General features: G+C 71.8%; 17 protein-coding genes (1 of these 17 only partly in view). 15 read left to right on the forward strand and 2 right to left on the reverse strand.

Translation table 11 applies throughout. The features are described from left to right. The 12 genes from miv_RS26885 to xylB form a co-directional block, all read left to right on the forward strand. Positions 1 to 523, forward strand: partial view of a globin-coupled sensor protein gene (locus tag miv_RS26885; RefSeq protein ID WP_207179923.1) — the final stretch only. The gene continues 818 nt to the left of window position 1, outside the view; only the last 523 of its 1,341 coding nucleotides appear in the window; its start codon lies beyond the left edge, outside the window; its stop codon occupies positions 521 to 523. Positions 524 to 782: 259 nt separating this feature from the next. Further along, entirely contained in the window at positions 783 to 2,237 is a 1,455-nt protein-coding gene (locus miv_RS26890; RefSeq protein ID WP_207179925.1) for a sugar ABC transporter ATP-binding protein, read from the forward strand. A 55-nt stretch (positions 2,238 to 2,292) separates the two neighbouring features. Beyond that, the gene (locus miv_RS26895; RefSeq protein ID WP_207179927.1) at positions 2,293 to 3,300 is read left to right on the forward strand and encodes an ABC transporter permease; all 1,008 of its coding nucleotides are present in this window, start codon (positions 2,293 to 2,295) and stop codon (positions 3,298 to 3,300) included. Positions 3,301 to 3,342: 42 nt separating this feature from the next. Further along, complete coding sequence (locus tag miv_RS26900) at positions 3,343 to 4,350, forward strand: substrate-binding domain-containing protein (RefSeq protein WP_207179929.1); 1,008 nt, start codon at positions 3,343 to 3,345, stop codon at positions 4,348 to 4,350. 125 nt (positions 4,351 to 4,475) lie between these two features. Next, complete coding sequence (locus miv_RS26905) at positions 4,476 to 5,369, forward strand: amidohydrolase family protein (RefSeq protein WP_207179931.1); 894 nt, start codon at positions 4,476 to 4,478, stop codon at positions 5,367 to 5,369. 269 nt (positions 5,370 to 5,638) lie between these two features. Beyond that, the gene (locus miv_RS26910; protein ID WP_207179932.1) at positions 5,639 to 7,135 is read left to right on the forward strand and encodes a mannitol dehydrogenase family protein; all 1,497 of its coding nucleotides are present in this window, start codon (positions 5,639 to 5,641) and stop codon (positions 7,133 to 7,135) included. A gap of 275 nt (positions 7,136 to 7,410) precedes the next feature. Continuing rightward, positions 7,411 to 8,712, forward strand: coding sequence for an ABC transporter substrate-binding protein (locus miv_RS26915; protein WP_207179934.1), 1,302 nt, complete (start codon positions 7,411 to 7,413; stop codon positions 8,710 to 8,712). Positions 8,713 to 9,112: 400 nt separating this feature from the next. Continuing rightward, a complete protein-coding gene (locus miv_RS26920) occupies positions 9,113 to 10,012 on the forward strand; it encodes a carbohydrate ABC transporter permease (RefSeq protein WP_207179936.1) in 900 nt (299 codons plus the stop codon). A 1-nt stretch (position 10,013) separates the two neighbouring features. Further along, positions 10,014 to 10,832: a carbohydrate ABC transporter permease gene (locus miv_RS26925; RefSeq protein ID WP_207179939.1), complete on the forward strand. Its 819-nt coding sequence runs from the start codon at positions 10,014 to 10,016 to the stop codon at positions 10,830 to 10,832. A gap of 11 nt (positions 10,833 to 10,843) precedes the next feature. Further along, positions 10,844 to 11,947 carry an ABC transporter ATP-binding protein gene (locus miv_RS26930; RefSeq protein ID WP_207179941.1) on the forward strand — a complete coding sequence of 368 codons (1,104 nt, stop codon included), beginning with the start codon at positions 10,844 to 10,846 and terminating at the stop codon, positions 11,945 to 11,947. A gap of 10 nt (positions 11,948 to 11,957) precedes the next feature. Continuing rightward, a complete protein-coding gene (locus miv_RS26935; protein ID WP_207179943.1) occupies positions 11,958 to 12,914 on the forward strand; it encodes a carbohydrate kinase family protein in 957 nt (318 codons plus the stop codon). 13 nt (positions 12,915 to 12,927) lie between these two features. After that, positions 12,928 to 14,382 carry a xylulokinase gene (gene xylB, locus miv_RS26940; RefSeq protein WP_207179944.1) on the forward strand — a complete coding sequence of 485 codons (1,455 nt, stop codon included), beginning with the start codon at positions 12,928 to 12,930 and terminating at the stop codon, positions 14,380 to 14,382. A 23-nt stretch (positions 14,383 to 14,405) separates the two neighbouring features. On the opposite strand, the gene miv_RS26945 is transcribed toward xylB, so the two are convergent. Then, the gene (locus tag miv_RS26945) at positions 14,406 to 15,794 is read right to left on the reverse strand and encodes an aminotransferase-like domain-containing protein (RefSeq protein ID WP_207179945.1); all 1,389 of its coding nucleotides are present in this window, start codon (positions 15,792 to 15,794) and stop codon (positions 14,406 to 14,408) included. A 195-nt stretch (positions 15,795 to 15,989) separates the two neighbouring features. Here miv_RS26945 and miv_RS26950 point away from each other — a divergent pair, with 195 nt between their 5' ends. The 3 genes from miv_RS26950 to miv_RS26960 all read left to right on the forward strand — a co-directional run bounded on the left by miv_RS26950 (position 15,990) and on the right by miv_RS26960 (position 19,646). Then, positions 15,990 to 17,273 (forward strand): hydroxymethylglutaryl-CoA reductase, degradative, encoded by a 1,284-nt coding sequence (locus tag miv_RS26950; RefSeq protein ID WP_207179947.1) that lies wholly within the window; start codon positions 15,990 to 15,992, stop codon positions 17,271 to 17,273. 262 nt (positions 17,274 to 17,535) lie between these two features. After that, positions 17,536 to 18,756 (forward strand): ABC transporter substrate-binding protein, encoded by a 1,221-nt coding sequence (locus miv_RS26955; protein ID WP_207179948.1) that lies wholly within the window; start codon positions 17,536 to 17,538, stop codon positions 18,754 to 18,756. After that, positions 18,753 to 19,646 (forward strand): hydroxymethylglutaryl-CoA lyase, encoded by an 894-nt coding sequence (locus miv_RS26960; RefSeq protein WP_207179949.1) that lies wholly within the window; start codon positions 18,753 to 18,755, stop codon positions 19,644 to 19,646. The genes miv_RS26955 and miv_RS26960 overlap by 4 nt, the downstream gene beginning before the upstream one ends. 33 nt (positions 19,647 to 19,679) lie before the next feature. Here miv_RS26960 and miv_RS26965 read toward each other — a convergent pair whose 3' ends face one another. After that, a complete protein-coding gene (locus tag miv_RS26965) occupies positions 19,680 to 20,084 on the reverse strand; it encodes a type II toxin-antitoxin system HicB family antitoxin (RefSeq protein ID WP_207179950.1) in 405 nt (134 codons plus the stop codon). Between the last annotated feature and the right edge of the window lie 32 nt (positions 20,085 to 20,116).

Consider the following 20,116-nt stretch of genomic DNA (forward strand, 5'->3'; position numbering starts at 1 on the left):
GGCGGTCGACCAGGTCGGTCACGTCGTGACGCTCATCACCACCATCGCCGACCAGACCAACCTGCTCGCGCTCAATGCCACCATCGAGGCGGCCCGGGCGGGGGCGGCCGGCCGCGGCTTCGCGGTGGTGGCCGCCGAGGTGAAGGCCCTGGCCCAGCAGACCGCCCGCGCCACCGGCCAGATCGCCGGGCAGATCGAGGGGATGCGGGCGGCCGCCGGCGGCTCGGTCGAGGCCATCACCCGCATCCGCGAAACGATCGGGCACCTGAGCGCCAGCAGCGCGACGATCAGTGCGGCGGTCGAGGAGCAGAGCGCGGCCACCGCCGAGATCGCCCGCAGCACCCGCAACGTCAGCGCCGGCACCGACGAGGTCGCCCGCCTGATCGACCGGGTGCGCGAGGATGCGAGCGACACCGCCGCGGTCGCGACGCGCGTCACCGGCTCGACCCGCGAACTCGGGGACCAGGCGGACGCGATGGGCATGGCGGTCGGCGCCTTCCTAAAAGAGATCCGAGCGGCGTGACACCGGCGGGGTGCGAGGCCCGTCCGCCGCGAGGGCGGACCCGATACGCGTGCCCGACGACCGCCGCGGCCTCTCGCGGCAGATGAATCCAGTTCATCGATCGTTGCGCCGAATCCGTTTGCGCCGCCGCTCCGCCGCAGCGATCCATACCGGTAGGGAAGCGGGACAACCCGCTCCGACGTATCGGGAGACGCGCCATGGCCCTGGCAGACCTGCAGGGAGGGGCTGGACCTGCCCGCCTCCGGGCCGGGGCCGCGCGATGACGCCGCACGACCTCCTGGTCGAGGCCACCGGGATCCGCAAGAGCTTCGGGGCGACCTCCGTGCTGCGCGGGGTCGACCTCAGGATCGCCCCGGGCGAGATCCACGCCCTGCTCGGCGGCAACGGCGCCGGCAAGTCGACGCTGATCCGCATCGTCTCCGGTTCCCTGCGGCGCGACGCCGGCGACCTGACCATCCGCGGGGACGGACCGAATCCGATCGCGGTGGTGTTCCAGGAACTGGCGCTGCTGCCGCACCTCTCGGTCGCGGAGAACATCTACCTCCCGCATCTGCGCCGGGCCATCGCGCCGGTGCGCGCGGCCCGGCGACGGGACGAGGCCCGGGCCGCCCTCGCCCAGATCGACGAGCGCCTCGCCCGCGAGGCGCTGGACCGTCCGGTCGCCGAGATCGACCTGCACGAGCGCCAGCTGATCGAGATCGCCCGGGCGCTCGGCTCGGGGGCCAGGCTGCTGCTCCTCGACGAGCCGACCGCCAACCTGACCTTCGCCGAGAGCGAGCGGCTGTTCGCCCTGCTGCGCCGCCTCGCCGGCCAGGGAATCAGCACCCTCCTCGTCTCGCACCGCATGAAGGAGATTCGCGCGGTGGCCGAGGTCTGCACGATCCTGCGCGACGGCCTGACCGTCGTCGATCGCCGTCCCCTCGCGGATCTCGACGATGCCGGCATCGTCGAGGCGATGGGCCAGAAGGCGGCCGTCCGGGGCAAGCCGGCGACGGCGACGGCGACCCGACCGGACGGTACCACCGTGGCGATCGCGGGCCCGGGCCTGACGGTGACGCTGCCACCCGGAACGGTCCTGGGCCTTGCCGGGGCACCCGCCGGCCCCGGGCAGCTGATCGACGCGCTCGTCGGCGCCGCCCCGGGCAGCGCGTGGCGCATCAGCCTGGACGGGGCGCAAGCGGACCTGCGCGACCCGGCCCGGGCCGTGCGGCAGGGCATCGGCTACGTCTCGGGCGACCGCGCCGAGAAGGGGCTCCTCACGACCTTGCCGATCCTCGACAACGTCGTGGCGGCGACGCGGGTCGCCGCCCGGCGCTGGCTCGCCCGCCGGCGCGAGGCCGACGTGGCGGGCGACGCCCTGGCACGCCTTTCCATCAAGGCCGGGTCGGTCGACGACTCGCCCCTCACCCTGAGCGGCGGCACGCAGCAGAAGCTTCTCCTCGCCCGCTGGCTCGAGCACCCGCCGCGGATGCTCGTCCTGGAGGAGCCGACCCGCGGCGTCGACATCGGCACGAAGCGCGAGATCTACGCCCTCATCCGCGAGATGGCGGCGCGCGGCACCGTCGTCGTGTGGTGGTCGACGGAATTCCCGGAACTCATCGAGATCTGCGACCGGATCGTCGCCTTCGACCTGCGGGGCGAGGTCAGCGGAGTGATCGCCGGTACCGCCATCGACGAGGTCGCCCTGGCGCAGGCGACCGGCATGGCGGCCTGAGGCCCGCCAGGCGCGATCCCATCCCGGCGCGACCCTTTCGAAGAAGGACGACCCCATGACCGACATCCTCGCGGGCGCGCCGCCGCATGCCGGCCCCGCCCGGCCCCGGCGCGCCGGGTCGGGCGCACGCCTCTTGCGCACCTACCGCACCGAGATCGCCATCGCGGCGGCGATCGTGCTGATCGAGCTCGCGGTGAGCCTGTGGTCGCCGCAGGTGCTCTCGCTCGGCAACATCGCCAACATCGCCCAGGCCTCCGCGCCGCTGATCCTCGTCTCCCTCGGGGTCTTCCTCGTCATCGCGACGAGCGGCATCGACCTCTCGGTCGGCTCGACCTTCTCGCTCACCGGGATGGTCGCCGGGCTCGGGCTGTCGGCCGGCCTGTCCTGGCCCGTCGCCTGCCTGGCGAGCCTCGGGGTCGGCGCCGGGATCGGGGCGATCAACGGCGCGCTCGTGACCTTCGTCGGGCTCGCCCCCTTCGTCGTGACGCTCGTCACCTTCGCGGTCGGGGGCAGCCTCGCCTTCGTGGTGACCGACGGCCACTCGATCGCCATCCTCGACCCGGACTTCTGGTGGCTCAACGCCGGCACGCTGGTCCCGGGGATCGCCAATTACGTGCTGTTCTGCCTCGTCGGGGTCGCGCTGCTCGAATTCGCCCTGCGCAAGCTCGTCCTCGGCCGCTGGGTCTACGCCATCGGCAGCAACGCCAAGGCGGCGCGGCTCCTGGGCATCCCGGTCGACGCGGTGCGGTGCGGCGTCTACGTCGCGTCGGGCCTGTGCGCCTCCTTCGCGAGCCTGCTGAGCCTCTCCTACATCAGCAACTCGGAGGCGACCTCCGGTGCCAACCTGATGCTCCAGGCCATCGCCGCCTGCGTGATCGGCGGGGCGAGCCTATTCGGCGGCACCGGCTCGGCGATCGGCGCGATGCTGGGCGCCGTCATGATTACGGTCATCCAGAACGGCGTGAACCTGATCGGCATCAACAGCTTCTGGCAGGGCTCGGTCACCGGCCTCGTCATTCTCGTCGCGGTGCTCATCGACCGCTTCACCAAGGCGCGCGCCTGACCGGCGCGAACAAGACGCCCCCATCCCGAAGGAGGACATCCCATGACGCGCGCTCTCGTGACGCCCTCATCCTTGCGCGGCCTCGCCCTCGCCGCGGCCTTCGCCTGCGCGGCGGCCGCCCCCGCTCTCGCCGAGACCAAGCCGGCCAAGACGTTCACCGTCGCCTATATCGCGCCCTCCCTCGACATCTCGTACTGGCAATGGGTCGCCTACGGCGCGAAGACCAAGGCGAAGGAACTCGGGATCGAATACATCGAGCTCGATTCGCACAACTCGCCGGTCGACCAGATGACCAACGTGCGCACGGCGCTCACCCGCGGCGTCGACGCCATCGTCATGGGGCCGGTGAGCTCGGCCAGCACCCCGCCGGTGCTGCGCCTGCTCAAGGAGAAGTCGGTCCCGGTGGCGTTCACCGGCATCGGCCCGCAGCCGGGCGCGACCGACTACACCGCGACGGTGACGGCCAACAACTACGAGGCCGGCCGCGAGGAGGGCAAGTTCGTCTGCGGGCTCGCCAAGGAGCGCGGCGGCACCAAGGTCGGCATGCTGTCGCTGCCGCAGGACCGCGAGAACGCCCAGAAATACCTCAAGGGCGCCAAGGAGGCCTTCGCGGCCGAGGGCTGCGACCTGGTGCAGGTGCTCCAGACCAAGGGCCTCACCGTGCGCGAGGCGGTGGACCAGGCCAACGACCTCCTGACCGCCCATCCCGACATCAAGGCGATCTACGGCATGTACGACGAGGCGGCGACCGGCGCCGCCAAGGTGCTCCAGACCAAGGGGCTCGTCGGCAAGGTCGGCGTCGCCACCGCCGACGGCAGCCCGACCACGGTGCGCCTGCTGCGCGACGGCGTGATCCAGGGCCTCTTTCTGCAGGAGGCCGGCGGCCAGGGCATCGAGGCGGTGCAGCAGGTCTACAACGCCCTGACGGGCGCGCCGGTGACCAAGGAGCTGCCGCTCCCCGAGCCGCTGGTGACCGCCAAGGACATCGACAGCCCGGCGGCGCAGGCCAAGCTCAAGCGCGTCTACCCGCCGTCCGCCGGCCAGTACTGAGCGCGACGCCTTCACCGAGCGCACCACCTGGGTCGGGCGCCGCCCGTCCCCGCCCCCCTTCCGCCCGGCCGCGACCCGTCCGGGCGGGTCCTTCGACGGGATACCCGCCCGGATTGGATGAGCCCATGGACGACTTTCCGATCATCGATCCCCACCACCACCTGTGGGATCTCGACAAGCACTACTATCCCTGGCTGACCGACGGGCCGAAGCCGATCGTCTTCGGGGATTACAGCCCGATCATCAAGAACTACCGGATCGAGGACTTCCTCGAGGACGCGCGCAACCAGAACGTCGTGAAGTCGGTCCATCTCGACGTCGGCTTCGACCCGCGCGATCCCGTCGGCGAGACGCGCTGGCTGCAGGGGGTCGCCGACGCGCACGGCTTTCCCCACGGCATCGTCGGCTATGCCGACCTGGCGTCGCCCGGCGTGCGCGACGTGCTGGAAGGCCACCGGGCGTTCCCCAACTTCCGCGGCATCCGCCAGTCGCTCAACTACCACCCCGATCCGGTCAAGACCTATCTCGAGCGCCCCGGCCTGAGCCGGGAGCCGGATTGGCGGCGCGGGTTCGGGCTCCTGCGCGACCTCGACATGTCCTTCGACCTGCAGCTCTACTACTCGCAGATGGAGGAAGCCTACGACCTCGCCCGCGCCTTCCCGGACACGCAGATCATCCTCAACCATACCGGGATGCAGGTCGACGGGATGGATCATTTCGACGCCTGGAAGGCCGGCATGCACTGTCTCGCCGCGGCGCCGAACGTCGCCTGCAAGATCTCCGGCCTCGGCATGGGCGACTGGACCTGGACGACGGACAGCATCCGGCCCTACGTGCTGGAGGCGATCGCCGCCTTCGGGGTCGACCGCTGCATGTTCGCCAGCAACTTCCCGGTCGACAAGCTGTTCTCGAGCTACGACCGGATCTTCGACGCCTTCAAGGCGATCACCGCCAGCTTCCCGACCCAGGACCGCCGCAAGCTGTTTCACGACAACGCGGAACGCTTCTACCGGCTGTGAGGGCAGACGCGGCTTGGAGCGGAGGCTTGGCGCAGAGGTCCTGCCTCGCCCCTCGACCGCCGGTGGGCCGAGGGGCGGGACGACGAGGTCGATTCGGGTCGAACAGGCCGGTCGCGGGGCGAGCCGGAACGGCCGGGGCGGGGCCGACACGCGCCGGCCATCGACGCCGGCACGGCGACGGATTAATCAGGGGCCCCGCCGGGCGCCTGCCGCCTGCCCGAGCCGAGACCCCGAGCCAAGAACCCGAGCCGAGAACCCGAGCCAAGACCATGAGCATGCGCGCCGACCGCGATCCCGTGCCACTCAGCCGCGCCGCGCTGGCCTCGCTGTCGCCGCGCGTGCGGGTGCCCGCCTACGACGTGGCGCAGGTGCGCGCGGGCATCGTCCATCTCGGGCTCGGCGGTTTCCACCGGGCGCACATGGCCCGCTACACCCACGACCTGATGGAGCGCGAGCCCGAAGCCCTCACCTGGGGCATCCTCGGCGTCGGGCTGATGCCGGGCGACCGGCGGATGATCGACGCGCTGGCGCCCCAGGACGCGCTCTACACCCTCGTCGAGCGCGAGGGCGCGGACGAGACCGTGACGGTGATCGGCGCGCTCGCGGGCGTCGCCTTCGCGGGCGAGACGAGCGCGGCGGTGCTCGACGCGATCGACGACCCGGCGATCCGCATCGTCAGCCTGACGGTGACCGAGAACGGCTACTGCCTCGATCCGGCGACGAAGCGGCTCAATCCCGACCACCCGCTGATCCGGGCCGACCTCGCCGAGCCGGCGCGGCCGAGGAGCGCGGTCGGGGTGATCGTCGAGGCGCTGCGGCGTCGGCGCGAGGCCGGCCGGGCGCCCTTCACCCCGCTCACCTGCGACAACATCCAGCACAACGGCGACGTCCTGCGCGACGCCGTGGTGGCGCTCGCCCGGCTGCGCGATCCCGCGCTCGCCGCGTGGATCGCCGCCGAGGTCGTCTTCCCGTCGACCATGGTCGACCGCATCACGCCGGTGACGGCGGCGGGAGATATCGCGGGCCTGGCCGAGCGCCACGGCCTCGCCGATGCCTGGCCGGTCTTCAGCGAGACCTTCACCCAGTGGGTGATCGAGGACCGCTTCCCCGCCGGCCGGCCGGCCTGGGAAAAGGTCGGCGCGCAATTCGTGGAGGACGTGGCGCCTTACGAGTTCATGAAGCTCAGGCTCCTCAACGGCAGCCACCTCGCGGTCTCGGGACTGGGGCGGCTGGCCGGCTACGTGACGATCGACGAGTCGATGGCGGACCCGCGCATCGCCGCAATCATGACGGCGCTCATGGACCGGGAGACCGGCCCGACCGTGCCGCCGGTCCCGGGGATCGATCTCGCCGAGTACAAGCGCACCCTCGTCGCGCGCTTCGCCAACCCGGCGATCCGCGACACGGTGGAGCGGGTCAACACCGACGCGCCGCTCAACGTCCTGGTCGATCCGATCCGAGGCCGCCTGCAGCAGGGCGGCAGCGTCGAGTTCCTGGCGCTGGCGCTCGCCGCCTGGCTGCGCCGGGTGCGGGGCGAGGACGAGCGCGGCGAAGCGATCGAGGTGCGCCACCCGATGGCGGCGCTCCTGCGCGAGACGGCAATCGCGGGCGGCGCCGACCCGCGCCCGCTGCTGGCCATCCGCCCGCTCTTCGGCGAGCTCGGCGACGACCCGCGCCTCGTGGAGCCCGTCGCGGAATGGCTCGGGATGCTCGACGGACAGGGCATCCAGGCGACGCTCGACGAGGCGGCGCGGCGGGCGGGGTGAGCCGGCTCAGTATCACCGATGTCGAGGGATAGCACAGGCGACCCTCTCCCATCCGGGAGAGGGGGTCTTTGCCGACGCACGGGCGCATTTCTCTGCGGTGTTGCGGTCGACCCGACATGGGCATCCTTCGGTGAAACCCCGTGGACGACGATGCCGCAGCGACACGCTCGGGCCTCGTCCCGGCTTGACGCCAACCCGGCGGACCCTCACCAATCGCGCACAAGGCCGTCCCTCTCGGGGAGAACGGCGCGACGGGAGGATACGACGTGAGACGGATGCAACCCCTGGTTCTCGCCGCGGCCCTCGTCGCCGGCACCCCGGCCCTCGCGGAATCCACCCTCACCATCGCCACCGTCAACAACGGCGACATGGTGGTGATGCAGAAGCTGTCCCCGGCCTTCGAGAAGGCGCATCCGGACATCAAGCTGCGCTGGGTGGTGCTGGAAGAGAACGTTTTGCGCCAGCGCGTCACCACCGACATCGCCACCAAGGCCGGCCAGTTCGACGTGCTCACCATCGGCAATTACGAGGTGCCGATCTGGGCGCGTCAAAACTGGCTCGAGCCGATGGACGGCCTGCCGGCCGATTACGACGCCGACGACCTCCTCAAGACCGTCCGCGACGGCGTGAGCCGGGACGGCAAGCTCTACGCGCTGCCGTTCTACGGCGAGAGCGCGATGACCTATTACCGCAAGGATCTGTTCGACAAGGCCGGCCTGACCATGCCGGAGGCGCCGACCTACGACGAGATCAAGGGCTTCGCCGCCAAGCTCACCGACAAGGCCAGCCAGACCTACGGCATCTGCCTGCGCGGCAAGCCGGGCTGGGGCGAGAACATGGCCTACGTGACGTCGCTGGTGAACACCTTCGGCGGCCAGTGGTTCGGCGAGGGCTGGAAGACCACGATCGACACGCCGGAGTGGAAGAACGCGCTCACCTACTACACCGACGTCCTGAAGAATTACGGCCCGCCCGGCGCGAGCTCGAACGGCTTCAACGAGAACCTGGCGCTGTTCGCCAGCGGCCGCTGCGCGATGTGGATCGACTCGACCGTCGCGGCCGGCCTGCTCTACGATCCGAAGCAGTCGCAGGTCGCCGACAAGGTCGCCTTCGCGCCGATGCCGACCGGCACCTTCAAGGGCGGGCCGACCTGGCTGTGGAGCTGGAATCTCGGCATCCCGGCCTCTTCCAAGCAGAAGGATGCCGCCAAGACCTTCGTCGCCTGGGCGACCAGCAAGGCCTATGTCGAGAGGGTGGCCAAGGAAAACGGCTGGGTCGCGGTGCCGCCGGGCACCCGGGAATCGACCTACAAGAGCCCCGACTACCAGAAGGCCGCGCCCTTCGCGGGCTTCGTCCTGAAGGCGATCGACAGCGCCAACCCGAACGGCCAGACCCGGAACCCGCGGCCCTATACGGGCGCGCAGTTCGTGGCGATCCCCGAGTTCCAGGGCATCGGCACCCAGGTCGGCCAGACCGTGGCGGCGACGCTGACGGGCCAGCAGACGGTCGACGCGGCGCTGAAGGCCGCGCAATCGGCGACCGAGCGGACGATGCGCCAGGCCGGATATCCGAAGTAGGCTGAAGGGCAACTCGGGGAATGAGAACGCGCTCTCCCTCCTCTCCCCGCGTGCGGGGAGAGGGCTTTGGTGACCTTGTCGTCACCAAAGCGAGGCGGTAGCCGAGGGTGAGGGGGTTTTTCCGGAGGAGTCTCACACGGAGATACCCCCTCACCCTCGCTTTGAACCTGCGGTTCGCCGCTTGCCGCGCCCTCTGAACGAGGGCTCGGCCCTCTCCCCGCCCGCGGGGAGAGGAGAGACCCGCCCTTCATCCGGCAATGGGTGAATGCGCGAGCTTGTGCGAGCCGGGGGTCGGCAACTTCTTCGTCCTGGTAAGTCAGTCCGGCCTGAAAAGACTGCGACGATGTGGGGCCGCCGTCGGCAGCCCCGACCTCATGCCCCACGCGAGGCGACGACGGCCATGTCCACCCTCACCACCTCGGCATCCGCCCCCGCCAAGGGCCGCCACTTCAACGGCCTGCCGTTCATCGGCCCCTCGGTCACCGTGCTGCTGATCTGGATGATCGTGCCGCTGGTGATGACCGTGTGGTTCTCGCTCCAGCGCTACAACCTGCTCGACCCGACGGTGACGGGCTTCGCAGGTACCGACAATTACGAGTTCCTGGTCACCGATCCGGATTTCTGGGCCTCGCTGACCAACACCCTCGTCCTCGTCGGCTCGGTGCTGGTGATCACGGTGGTCGGCGGCACGCTGCTGGCGGTGTTGTTCGACCAGCCCTTCCCGGGCCGCAACCTCGCCCGCCTCTTCGCGATCGCGCCGTTCTTCGTCATGCCCACGGTCGCGGCGCTGATCTGGAAGAACCTGATGATGCATCCGATCTACGGCGTCTTCGGCGCCGTGGCTCGCGCTCTCGGCCTCCCCGCCATCGACTGGTTCGCCGATTATCCCCTGCTCTCGGTCATCCTGATCGTGTCGTGGGAGTGGCTGCCCTTCGCGCTCCTGATCCTCCTCACCGCCGTGCAGTCGCTGGACCGCGAGCAGCTCGAGGCCGCCCGCATGGACGGGGCCGGCGCGATGGCGCAGTTCGTCTACATCGTGCTGCCGCACCTCTCGCGGGCGATCAGCGTGGTGGTGATGATCGAGACGATTTTTTTGCTCACCGTCTTCGCCGAGATCTACGTCACGACCGCGGGCGGGCCCGGCAACGCCACCACCAACCTCGCCTTCCTGATCTACGCCCGCGCGCTCCTGCAATACGACGTCGGCGGCGCCTCGGCCGGCGGCGTGGTGGCGATCGTGCTCGCCAACGTCGTGGCGTTCTTCCTCGTGCGCACCATCGCGCGCCGGCTGGAGGTGTAGGATGGTGAAGCAGAGTCTCCCGAAGCGCGTCGGCATCGCGGTGCTCGGCTGGGGGGCGGCCTTCGTGCTGTTCTTCCCCCTGCTGTGGATGCTGCTCACGAGTCTCAAGAGCGAGCCGGAGGCGGTGAACCCCTCGCTCACCTTCACGCCGACGCTACAGAGCTACGGCGAGGTGCTGGCCCGGGCCGATTACCTGTCCTTCGCGCTCAACTCGGTGGTGATCTCGGTCGGCGGCACGGTGCTGGCGCTGGCGCTGGCGATTCCCGCCGCCTACGTCATGGCCTTCCACCCGACGAAGCGCACCCGCTCGACGCTCCTGTGGATGCTCTCGACCAAGATGCTGCCCTCGGTCGGCGTGCTGGTGCCGATCTACCTGGTGTTCCGCACCCTCGGGCTCCTCGATACCCGGATCGGCCTCATCGTCGTCTACACGCTGATGAACCTGCCGATCGTGGTCTGGATGCTGTTCACCTTCTTCAAGGAGGTGCCGCACGACATCCTGGAGGCCGGGCGGATGGACGGCGCGCGCACCGGCGCCGAGGTCTGGCACCTCTTGCTGCCGCTCACCCTGCCGGGCGTCGCCTCGACGGGGCTGCTCTCGCTGATCCTGTGCTGGAACGAGGCGTTCTGGAGCCTCAACCTGACCTCGTCGGCGGCGGCCCCGCTCACCGCCTTCATCGCCTCGTTCTCGAGCCCCCAGGGCCTGTTCTTCGCCAAGCTGTCCGCCGCCTCGACGGTGGCGGTGGCGCCGATCCTGGTCTTCGGCTGGCTGTCGCAGCGCCAGCTGGTGCGCGGCCTCACCTTCGGCGCCGTCAAGTAGGAGCCCTCGCCATGGCCACCCTTCGCCTCCGCGGACTGCGCAAGAGCTACGGCGACGCCGAGATCATCAAGGGCGTCGACCTCGACATCGCCGACCGCGAATTCGCGGTCTTCGTCGGCCCGTCCGGCTGCGGGAAATCGACGCTGCTGCGGATGATCGCCGGGCTGGAAGAGATCACCGACGGGGATCTCTTCATCGACGGCCAGCGCATCAACGAGGTCGGCCCGGCCGACCGCGGGCTCGCCATGGTGTTCCAGTCCTACGCGCTCTATCCGCACATGAGCGTGCGCGACAACATGGCCTTCGCCCTCAAGCTCGCCGGTGCGTCCAAGGCCGAGCGCGCCGCCAAGGTGGCGGAGGCCTCGCGCATCCTCCAGCTCGACGCCTATCTCGACCGCAAGCCGAAGGACCTGTCCGGCGGCCAGCGCCAGCGCGTCGCGATCGGCCGGGCGATCGTGCGGCACCCAAAAATCTTCCTGTTCGACGAGCCGCTCTCGAACCTCGACGCGGCGCTCCGCGGCCAGATGCGGATCGAGCTGGCGCGGCTCCACCGCGACCTTAACGCCACGATGATCTACGTCACCCACGATCAGGTCGAGGCGATGACGATGGCCGACAAGATCGTGGTGCTCAATGCCGGGCGCATCGAGCAGGTCGGCTCGCCGCTCGAACTCTACCATCACCCGGCGAACCTGTTCGTCGCCGGCTTCATCGGCAGCCCGCGGATGAACCTCCTGCCGGTGCGCGCGACGGGGCCCGACCCGGCCGGCGTGCGGGTGGCGCTGCCCGGCGGCGGGGAGGTGGTGGTGCCGGTCGACGGCGCCCGCGCGGCACCCGGCGCCACCGTGACGCTCGGCATCCGCCCGGAGGCGCTCAAGCCCGGAACCGACGGGGCGCTCGCCGGCGAGGTGAGCCATGTCGAGCGCCTCGGCGGCCTGACGCTCGCCCATGTCGCGGTCGCGGGCGGGGCCACGGTGGTGGCGCAGATCGAGGGCAGCGCCCCCGTGCGCACCGGCGAGACGATCCGCCTGACGATCGATCCCGGCGCGACGCACCTCTTCGACGGTGACGGCCGGGCCCTGCCGCACCGCTCGCGGCACCCGCTGGCGGCGTGAGGACACCCCCATGATCCTGGTCTGCGGCGAAGCCCTGATCGACCTGTTCGTCGAGACCGGCCGGCCGGCGCCCGACCGCGGCGGCCTGCCCGCGCTCGCGGTGGCGGGCGGCTCGCCGTTCAATCTGGCGATCGGCATCCGCCGGCTCGGGGCGGAGAGCGCCTTCCTCGCCGGCCTCTCGTCGGACGCCTTCGGGCGGATGCTGGCCGACCGGCTGGCGGCGGAGGGCGTCGATCTCGCTTTCGCCAAGGAGAGCCCCCGGCCGACGCCGCTCGCCATCGTGTCGACCGGGGCGGACGGCCACCCGGCCTACAGCTTCCACGCTCAATCCTGCGCCCATGCCGACCTCGCCGTCGCCGACCTGCCGGCTTCCCTGCCCGATGCGGTGCGGGCGATCGCCATGGGGTCGTTCTCGCTGGTCGCCGAGCCGGTCGGCACGGCCTACGCGGCGCTCGCCGCCCGCGAGGCGCGGCGGCGGGTGATCAGCCTCGATCCCAACCTGCGTCTCGGCCTGATCCCCGATCTCGGCCGCTGGCACGCGAGATTTGACGACCTCGTGAGCCACGCCGACATCATCAAGCTCTCGGACGAGGACCTGCGCGCGGCCTACGGGGCGGGGGCCGACGAGGGAAAAATCGCGCGGGGCTGGCTCCAGGCGGGCGTCGCCCTCGTCGTCGTCACCGCCGGTCCCGACGGGGCGCGGGCCTACCACGCGGGTGGACCCGCCACCGTGCCGGGCCGTCCGGTCCCGGTGATCGACACGGTGGGGGCCGGCGACACCTTCCACGCGGCCCTGCTGGCCCGCCTCGACCGCGACGGCCGGCTCTCGCGCGAGGCGCTGCTCTGCCTCGACGCCGAGACCCTGCGGGAGATCCTGTCCGAGGCGGTCGCGGCCGCGAGCATCACCTGCACCCGTCTCGGCGCCGACCTGCCGACCCGCGCCGACCTCGTGTCGGCTCTCTCCTGAACACGGTGCCACGATGTATCTCGGTCTCGATCTCGGCACCTCCGGCCTGAAGGCCGTGCTCGTCGACGAGGCGCAACGCGTCGTCGGCAGCGCCACCGCTCCGCTCACCGTCAGCCGCCCGCAGCCGGGCTGGAGCGAGCAGGATCCGGCGCAGTGGTGGGCGGCCCTGGAGCAGGCGCTCGACACCCTCAAGGACCGCCACCCGGCCGAACTCGCGGCGGTCAGGGGTGTCGGCTTGTCGGGCCAGCAGCACGGGGCGGTGCTTCTCGACGCGGACGACCGCGTGCTGCGCCCCTGCATCCTGTGGAACGACACCCGCGCCACCGCCGAATGCGCGGCGCTCGAGGCGGCCTTCCCGGACCTGCGCCGGGTCGCCGGCAACATCGCCATGCCGGGCTTCACCGCCCCGAAGCTGCTCTGGGTGCGCGCGCACGAGCCCGAGATCTTCTCGAAGGTGGCCCGCGTCCTCCTGCCGAAGGCGTGGCTGCGCCTCGCGCTGTCCGGCGAGGCGGTCGAGGAGATGTCGGACGCCTCCGGCACGCTCTGGCTCGACGTCGCCGCCCGGGCCTGGTCGCCCGAGGCGCTCGCCGCCACCGGGCTCGCGCCGTCGGCGATGCCGCGCCTCGTCGAGGGCTCCGCCCCGGCGGGACGCCTGCGCGCGGACCTCGCGCGGGCCTGGGGCATGGCGACGCCGCCGCTCGTCGCCGGCGGGGCGGGCGACAACGCCGCCGGCGCGGTCGGGCTCGGGGCGATCCGCCCGGGCGACGCCTTCGTGTCGCTCGGCACCTCCGGGGTGCTGTTTGCCGTCACCGATGGCGCGCGGCCCTACCCGGAGGGCGCGGTCCACGCCTTCTGCCACGCGCTCCCGGGCCTGTGGCACCAGATGGGCGTGACCCTCTCGGCCGCCGCCTCGCTGGCCTGGTGGGCCGGCGTCGTAGGCCGGGACGAGGCGAGCCTGGTGGCGGAGGTGGGGGCCGTCGCGCGCCCGAGCGAGGCCCTGTTCCTGCCCTACCTCGCCGGCGAGCGCACGCCGCACAACGACGGCGCGGTGCGGGGCGCCTTCGCGGGCCTCTCGGCCGGCACCGAGCGGCCGGCCCTGACCCAGGCCGTGATGGAGGGCGTGGCCTTCTCGCTGCGCGACGGCCTCGACGCCCTGCGGGCCTCGGGCACGCGGATCGAGGCCGCCGACGTCATCGGCGGCGGCTCGCGGTCGCCGGCCTGGATCCGCATCCTGGCGAGCGTCCTCGACCTGCCCCTGAGCCCGCTCGCCGAGGGCGAGCACGGCGGCGCCTTCGGGGCGGCGCGCCTCGCCCGCCTGGCGGTCACCGGGGAGGCGCCCGAGGCGCTCTGCACCCCGCCCGCCCGCGGGGCGACCGTGATGCCCGATCCCGCGCTCGTGCCGGCCTATGCCGAGCGGCTCGCGCGCTACCGCGGCCTCTACCCGGCCCTGCGGGCGCTCGCGGGCTGAGGCTCGCGGCGCGAGACGACCGCTCACCCGCCCGCGGTCTCCTCGCGCAGGAAGCGCGCGAAGCGCGGGTCGCCGAGATAGGCCACGTTGACCCGCATCATCGGCGGCCCGCTCGGTCCCTCGGGCAGGAAGAGGCCGCCCGGCGCGATCAGGATGCCGCGGGCGGCGGCGCGGCGGGACAGGGCGTCGAGGTCGCAGGCCGCCGGCAGCCCGCACCAGAGGTAGTAGCCGCCCCGCGGCTCGCCGAAGACCGGCAGGCCCAGCTCCTGCAGCACCGTTCGTCCGTGGAGCGCCGCCGCCTCGATCCGGCTCGCGAGGCGGCGCAGGTGGCGGCGGTAGCGCCCGCTCTCGATCAGGTCGTGGACGATGCGTTCGACGAAGCCCGAGCTGTTGACGCTCGTCACCATCTTGAGGTCGCGCAGGGCGGCGACGATGTCCGGGCGCGCCGCGACGTAGCCGCAGCGCAGGCTCGCCGAGAGGGTCTTGGCGAAGGTGCCGACGTAGATCACCCGCTCGAGCTGGTCGAGGGCCGCCAGTCGCGGCTGGCCGGCCGGCAGGACGTCCGCGAAGGGGTCGCTCTCGACGATCCGCAGGTCGAGGGCGGCGGCGCGCTGGAGCAGCCGGTGGGCGACCGGCAGGGTCAGCGAGCAGCCGGTCGGGTTCTGGGCGAGCGAGTGGGTGAAGAAGAGCCGCGCGCCGCTTGCCCGCGCCACCTCGTCGAGATGGGCGACGTCCGGCCCGTTCGGGCCGCGCCGCACCCCGACGATCCGGGCCTTGGCGAGCCGCAGCTTGCCGAACAGCGGGTAGTAGCCGGGGGAATCGACCAGCACCGGCTCGCCCGGGGCCACGAACTGGCGGATGATCAGGTCGAGGGCGTGGTTGGCGCCCGAGGTCAGCAGCACCGCCTCCGGCCCGGCCTGGATCGACCGCTCGGCAAGCATCAGGGCGAGGCTGCGGCGCAACGGCGGGTGACCGTCCGGGCTGCCGTAGCTCTCGTGCGCCGCCACCGCCGAGGGCCGCAGGCGGCGACCGAGCTCCAGGCTCTCCATCCAGGAGGGCGGCGGGCGCCCGTCGCCGACCCGCACGTCGTAGTGCCGGTCGAGCTGCTCGCGCAGCAGCCAGACGCTGTCCACCGCCGCGACCGGGACGGGGCCCGGGGGTGCCGCCGGCGCCGGCCGGCGGCCCGAGACGTAGAAACCCGAGCCCGGGCGGCTCTCGACCCGGCCCGAGGCGACGAGGCGCTCGTAGGCGTTGACGGCGGTGTTCTTCGAGACCGCGAAGCGCGCCGCCGCCGCCCGGATCGAGGGCAGGCGCTCGCCCTGCCGCAGGAGCCCACGGTCGATGCCATCCGCCAGATCGGCGACCACCTGCTCGACGCGGGTGCGGGGTTCGGACTTTGCGACCGTATCCATGGCGCCGAGGGTACGGTCACTCCGGATAAGGCGCAAAGCGTTCCTTGCCGGCTGGGCACGGCTGGGTACGGTGCGGGCAACGGGCAGGATCTAACGGCCCGGACGGGGAAGAACGCGCTGAACGGGCCGCGACGGCGGCCGCCCCCGCTCCGGCCCGCGCGGACCGCCCTCGGCGATCATCGGCAGCAGGCTTCCATGCAGACCACGTCCCGGGCGAACCGCACCTCGCGCATCGCCGGCTTCCACACCAAGAGCCCCCGCGAGCGCCTCGACCTCGTGGCCGCCTTCGCCGACCTCTCCGAGCCGGAGGTCGCCCATCTCGCCGAGTTCGGCAACCTCGCCCCCGACCTCGCCGACCGGCTGATCGAGAACGTCGTCGGCACGATGAACGTCCCCGTCGGCATCGCCACCAACATGAAGATCGACGGCGAGGACGTGCTGATCCCGATGGCGACCGAGGAATCCTCGGTGGTGGCCGCGGTCTGCAACGCCGCGCGCCAGGTCTACGAGGACGGCTTCACCACCTCGGTCTCCGGCAACCTGATGATCGCGCAGGTGCAGGTCGTCGGGGTGAGCGACCCGTACGCGGCCCGCCTGCGCATCCTGGAGCAGCGCGAGGCCCTGCGCGCCCTGTGCGACGCCTGCGATCCCGTGCTGGTGCGCCTCGGCGGGGGGCTGCGCGACGTCGAGGTGCGGGTGCTCGACACGTTGGGCGGCCCGATGGTGGTGACCCACCTCATCGTCGACACCCGCGACGCCATGGGGGCGAACGCCGTCAACACCATGGCGGAGGCGGTGGCCCCCCACATCGCCGGCTGGAGCGGCGGCCGGGTCTACCTGCGCATCCTCTCGAACCTCGCCGACCGGCGCCTCGCCCGGGCGCACGCGGTCTGGCGTACCGACGCGATCGGCGGGCCGGAGGTGCGCGACGGCATCGTCAGCGCCTACCACCTCGCCGAGGCCGACCCCTACCGCGCCGCGACCCACAACAAGGGCATCATGAACGGCATCGACGCCGTGGTGCTCGCCACCGGCAACGACACCCGGGCGATCGAGGCCGGGGCGCACGCCTACGCCGCCCGCTCGGGCCGCTACACCAGCCTGACCCGCTACGAGATCACGGCGTCGGGCGACCTCAGCGCCTCGATCGAGCTGCCGCTGGCGGTGGGCCTCGTCGGCGGGGCGACGAAGCTCCACCCGACCGCGCAGGCCTGCCTGAAGATCCTCGGGGCGACGACCGCCGAGCGCCTGGCCCGGATCATCGCCGCGGTGGGCCTGGCGCAGAACTTCTCCGCCCTCAAGGCGCTCGCCACCACGGGCATCCAGAAGGGCCACATGGCGCTCCACGCCCAGAACATCGCCATGATGGCAGGCGCGCTCGGCGAGGAGATCGAGGCGGTGGCCCGCGTGCTGGTCGAGCGGCGCCTGGTGCGCCTCGACGTGGCGCAGGAGGTGCTGGGCGAGATGCGCCGGGGGTAGGAGCCCTCCGAATCCGTCTCCTGCAATCTCATCCCACCCGCGACCTCATCCTGAGGTGTCAGTCGATTGAAGATCGACTGACCTCGAAGGATGGCTCCAGAAGTCTCCGAGATCACTGGAGCCCTCCTTCGAGGCTGCCGCGCGCGGCAGCACCTCAGGATGAGGGCTCGAGTTGGATCAAGCTGCACCCGTCAACGCTGCGAAAATATGCAGAAACGCCGCCGATCCAACGGCTGATCAATACCGAAACGGGAGGACCACCATGCCGAAACTCACCCACCTCGCCACCCGCCTGCTCGCCGGCGCCGCCCTGCTCCTCGCCGCCGGCACCGCGCGCGCCGAGGTGTCGACCGTGAAGCTCGGCGTGCTCACGGACCTCAGCGGATTCGCCGCCGATTCGACCGGCGAGGGCTCGGTCGTCGCGGCCCGCCTGGCGGTCGAGGACTTTCGCAAGGAGCAGCCGGCGATCAAGGTCGAGGTGATCCAGTCCGACCACCAGAACAAGCCCGATATCGGCTCGGCCACCGCCCGGCGCTGGATCGCCGAGGGGCAGGTCGACGCGATCCTCGACGTGCCGTTCTCCTCGGTCGCGCTCGCCGTGCAGGAGGTGGTGCGGGATTCGAAGGCCGCCTTCATCGCCTCCGGCCCCGGCACCTCGGACCTCACCGGCCCGAAATGCTCGGCCAACACCGTGCACTGGACCTACGACACCTGGGCGCTCGCCCACGGCACGGCGCTCGCGCTCGTTCGCGCCGGCAAGACGAAGTGGTTCTTCCTCACCGCCGACTACGCCTTCGGCCACGCGCTCGAGGCCGATGCCGCACGCGTGGTGAAGCAGGAGGGCGGCACGGTGGTCGGCACCGTGCGCCACCCGACGGCGGCGGCGGACTTCTCCTCGTTCCTGCTCCAGGCGCAGGGAAGCCGCGCCCAGGTGATCGCCCTCGCCAACGCGGTCGGCGACACGGTCAACTCGGTCAAGCAGGCGGCGGAGTTCGGCATCACCGGCGGCGGGCAGGACCTGGCGGCGCTGCTGATGCAGCTCTCCGACGTCCACGCGATCGGGCTCAAGGACGCCCAGGGCCTCTACCTGACGGAAGGGTTCTACTGGGACGCCAATCCCGGCACCCGCGCCTTCGCCGACCGCTTCGCCGCCCAGATGAAGGGCCGCCGGCCCACCGCCAACCAGGCCGGCGTCTATGCCGGGACGCTCGCCTACCTGCGCGCGGCCGCCAAGGCCGGCAGCACCGACGGGCGCAGCGTCGTCGCCCGGATGAAGGCGGAGCCGACCAACGACCCGCTGTTCGGCGAGGGGACGGTGCGCCCGGACGGCCGCCACGTCCACCCGATGTACCTCTTCCAGGTCAAGACCCCGGCCGAGTCGAAGGGGCCGTTCGACTATTACAAGCTCGTCCAGACCATTCCCGCCGCCGAGGCGTTCCGGCCGCTCGCCGACGGCCGCTGCCCGCTGGTGAAGGCCCCGTGACGGCCCGGCGCGTCCGGATCGTCGAGGTCGGCCCCCGGGACGGGCTCCAGAACGAGCCCGTCGCCGTCCCGACCGACGTGAAGGTCGGGCTGATCGAGCGGCTGCTCGCCGCCGGGCTCACCTCGATCGAGGTCGGCAGCTTCGTCTCGCCGGCCTGGGTGCCGCAGATGGCCGACACGCCCGCCGTCATGGCCCGGCTGCCGCCGAACCCGGGCGGGCGCTACAGCGTGCTGGTGCCCAACCTCCGCGGCTTCGAGGCCGCGCGGGCGGCCGGGGCCGGCGAGGTCGCGATCTTCGCGTCCGCCTCCGAGGCGTTCTCGCGGGCCAACATCAACTGCTCGATCGCCGAGAGCCTCGATCGGTTCGCGCCCGTGGCCGGGGCCGCCCGCGCCGCCGCGATCCCGCTGCGGGGCTACGTCTCCTGCGTGCTCGGCTGCCCCTACGAGGGCACGGTGACGCCGCAGGCCGTGGCGGAGGTGGCCCGCCGCCTCGTCGCGCTCGGCTGCCACGAGGTCTCCCTCGGCGACACGATCGGCGTCGGCACGCCCGATCAGGCCCGGGCCTGCATCGCCGCGGTGGCGGCGGTGGTCCCGGTGGAGCGGATCGCCCTGCATTGCCACGACACGCGAGGCCGGGCGCTCGACAACATCCGGGCCTGCCTCGATCTCGGGGTCGGGGTCATCGACGCCGCGGTGGCGGGGCTCGGCGGCTGCCCCTACGCCCCCGGCGCCCCCGGCAACGTCGCCACCGAGGCGGTGGCGGCGATGCTCGAGGCGGCGGGCCTCGCGACCGGGGTCGATCCGGCGCGCCTCGCGGAGGCCGGCGCGTTCATCACCGGGGCGCTCGCCTGGGTGCGGGGCGGGGCGGACGTGAGCGCGTTCCCGGGTTAGTTCGCGCTGCCCCGTCAAAATGAGGTATGCCCCTCAGGCGGCTGTCGATAGGCGAGCCCGGGCCGCCCGGGCGAGGAAGCTCGACCGGCTCTCGCCGGCGGCGGCGGCGGCGTGGTCGATCCGCTTGAGGAGGCTCTCCTCGATGGAGACGTTCACCCGCACCGCCTTGCCGGGCAGATCGACGTCGACGAGACCGATCATGGCGCCCTCGCTGTCGTCCCGGAACACCGGATCCTGCTGCAACTCGCTCAGGGTGCGCAGGGCCGGAATGGCGTCTCCGTCCTCGGCCATGCCGTTGACGTGGAAGGCGAGCATCTCGGCCGCCTTGCGATAGAGCGTGTCGAGATCGTCGGCGACGGTCGTTGCACCTGGAAAATCCGGGAATGAGGCGCCGAAGACTCCCTCTTCTTCGTGAACCAGCATGACGATGCGGACCATCGGGACCTCCTTGTCCTGCGCGAGAGGGGAAG

The sequence above is a fragment of the Methylobacterium indicum genome (genome assembly GCF_017347565.1).
In the GTDB taxonomy this organism is placed as follows: domain Bacteria; phylum Pseudomonadota; class Alphaproteobacteria; order Rhizobiales; family Beijerinckiaceae; genus Methylobacterium; species Methylobacterium indicum.

Coding starts and splice junctions, on each gene's coding strand:
- miv_RS26890 (WP_207179925.1), top strand. CDS start 783: ATGACGCCGCACGACCTCCTGGTCGAGGCCACCGGGATCCGCAAGAGC.
- miv_RS26895 (WP_207179927.1), top strand. CDS start 2,293: ATGACCGACATCCTCGCGGGCGCGCCGCCGCATGCCGGCCCCGCCCGG.
- miv_RS26900 (WP_207179929.1), top strand. CDS start 3,343: ATGACGCGCGCTCTCGTGACGCCCTCATCCTTGCGCGGCCTCGCCCTC.
- miv_RS26905 (WP_207179931.1), top strand. CDS start 4,476: ATGGACGACTTTCCGATCATCGATCCCCACCACCACCTGTGGGATCTC.
- miv_RS26910 (WP_207179932.1), top strand. CDS start 5,639: ATGAGCATGCGCGCCGACCGCGATCCCGTGCCACTCAGCCGCGCCGCG.
- miv_RS26915 (WP_207179934.1), top strand. CDS start 7,411: ATGCAACCCCTGGTTCTCGCCGCGGCCCTCGTCGCCGGCACCCCGGCC.
- miv_RS26920 (WP_207179936.1), top strand. CDS start 9,113: ATGTCCACCCTCACCACCTCGGCATCCGCCCCCGCCAAGGGCCGCCAC.
- miv_RS26925 (WP_207179939.1), top strand. CDS start 10,014: ATGGTGAAGCAGAGTCTCCCGAAGCGCGTCGGCATCGCGGTGCTCGGC.
- miv_RS26930 (WP_207179941.1), top strand. CDS start 10,844: ATGGCCACCCTTCGCCTCCGCGGACTGCGCAAGAGCTACGGCGACGCC.
- miv_RS26935 (WP_207179943.1), top strand. CDS start 11,958: ATGATCCTGGTCTGCGGCGAAGCCCTGATCGACCTGTTCGTCGAGACC.
- xylB (WP_207179944.1), top strand. CDS start 12,928: ATGTATCTCGGTCTCGATCTCGGCACCTCCGGCCTGAAGGCCGTGCTC.
- miv_RS26945 (WP_207179945.1), bottom strand. CDS start 15,794: ATGGATACGGTCGCAAAGTCCGAACCCCGCACCCGCGTCGAGCAGGTG.
- miv_RS26950 (WP_207179947.1), top strand. CDS start 15,990: ATGCAGACCACGTCCCGGGCGAACCGCACCTCGCGCATCGCCGGCTTC.
- miv_RS26955 (WP_207179948.1), top strand. CDS start 17,536: ATGCCGAAACTCACCCACCTCGCCACCCGCCTGCTCGCCGGCGCCGCC.
- miv_RS26965 (WP_207179950.1), bottom strand. CDS start 20,084: ATGGTCCGCATCGTCATGCTGGTTCACGAAGAAGAGGGAGTCTTCGGC.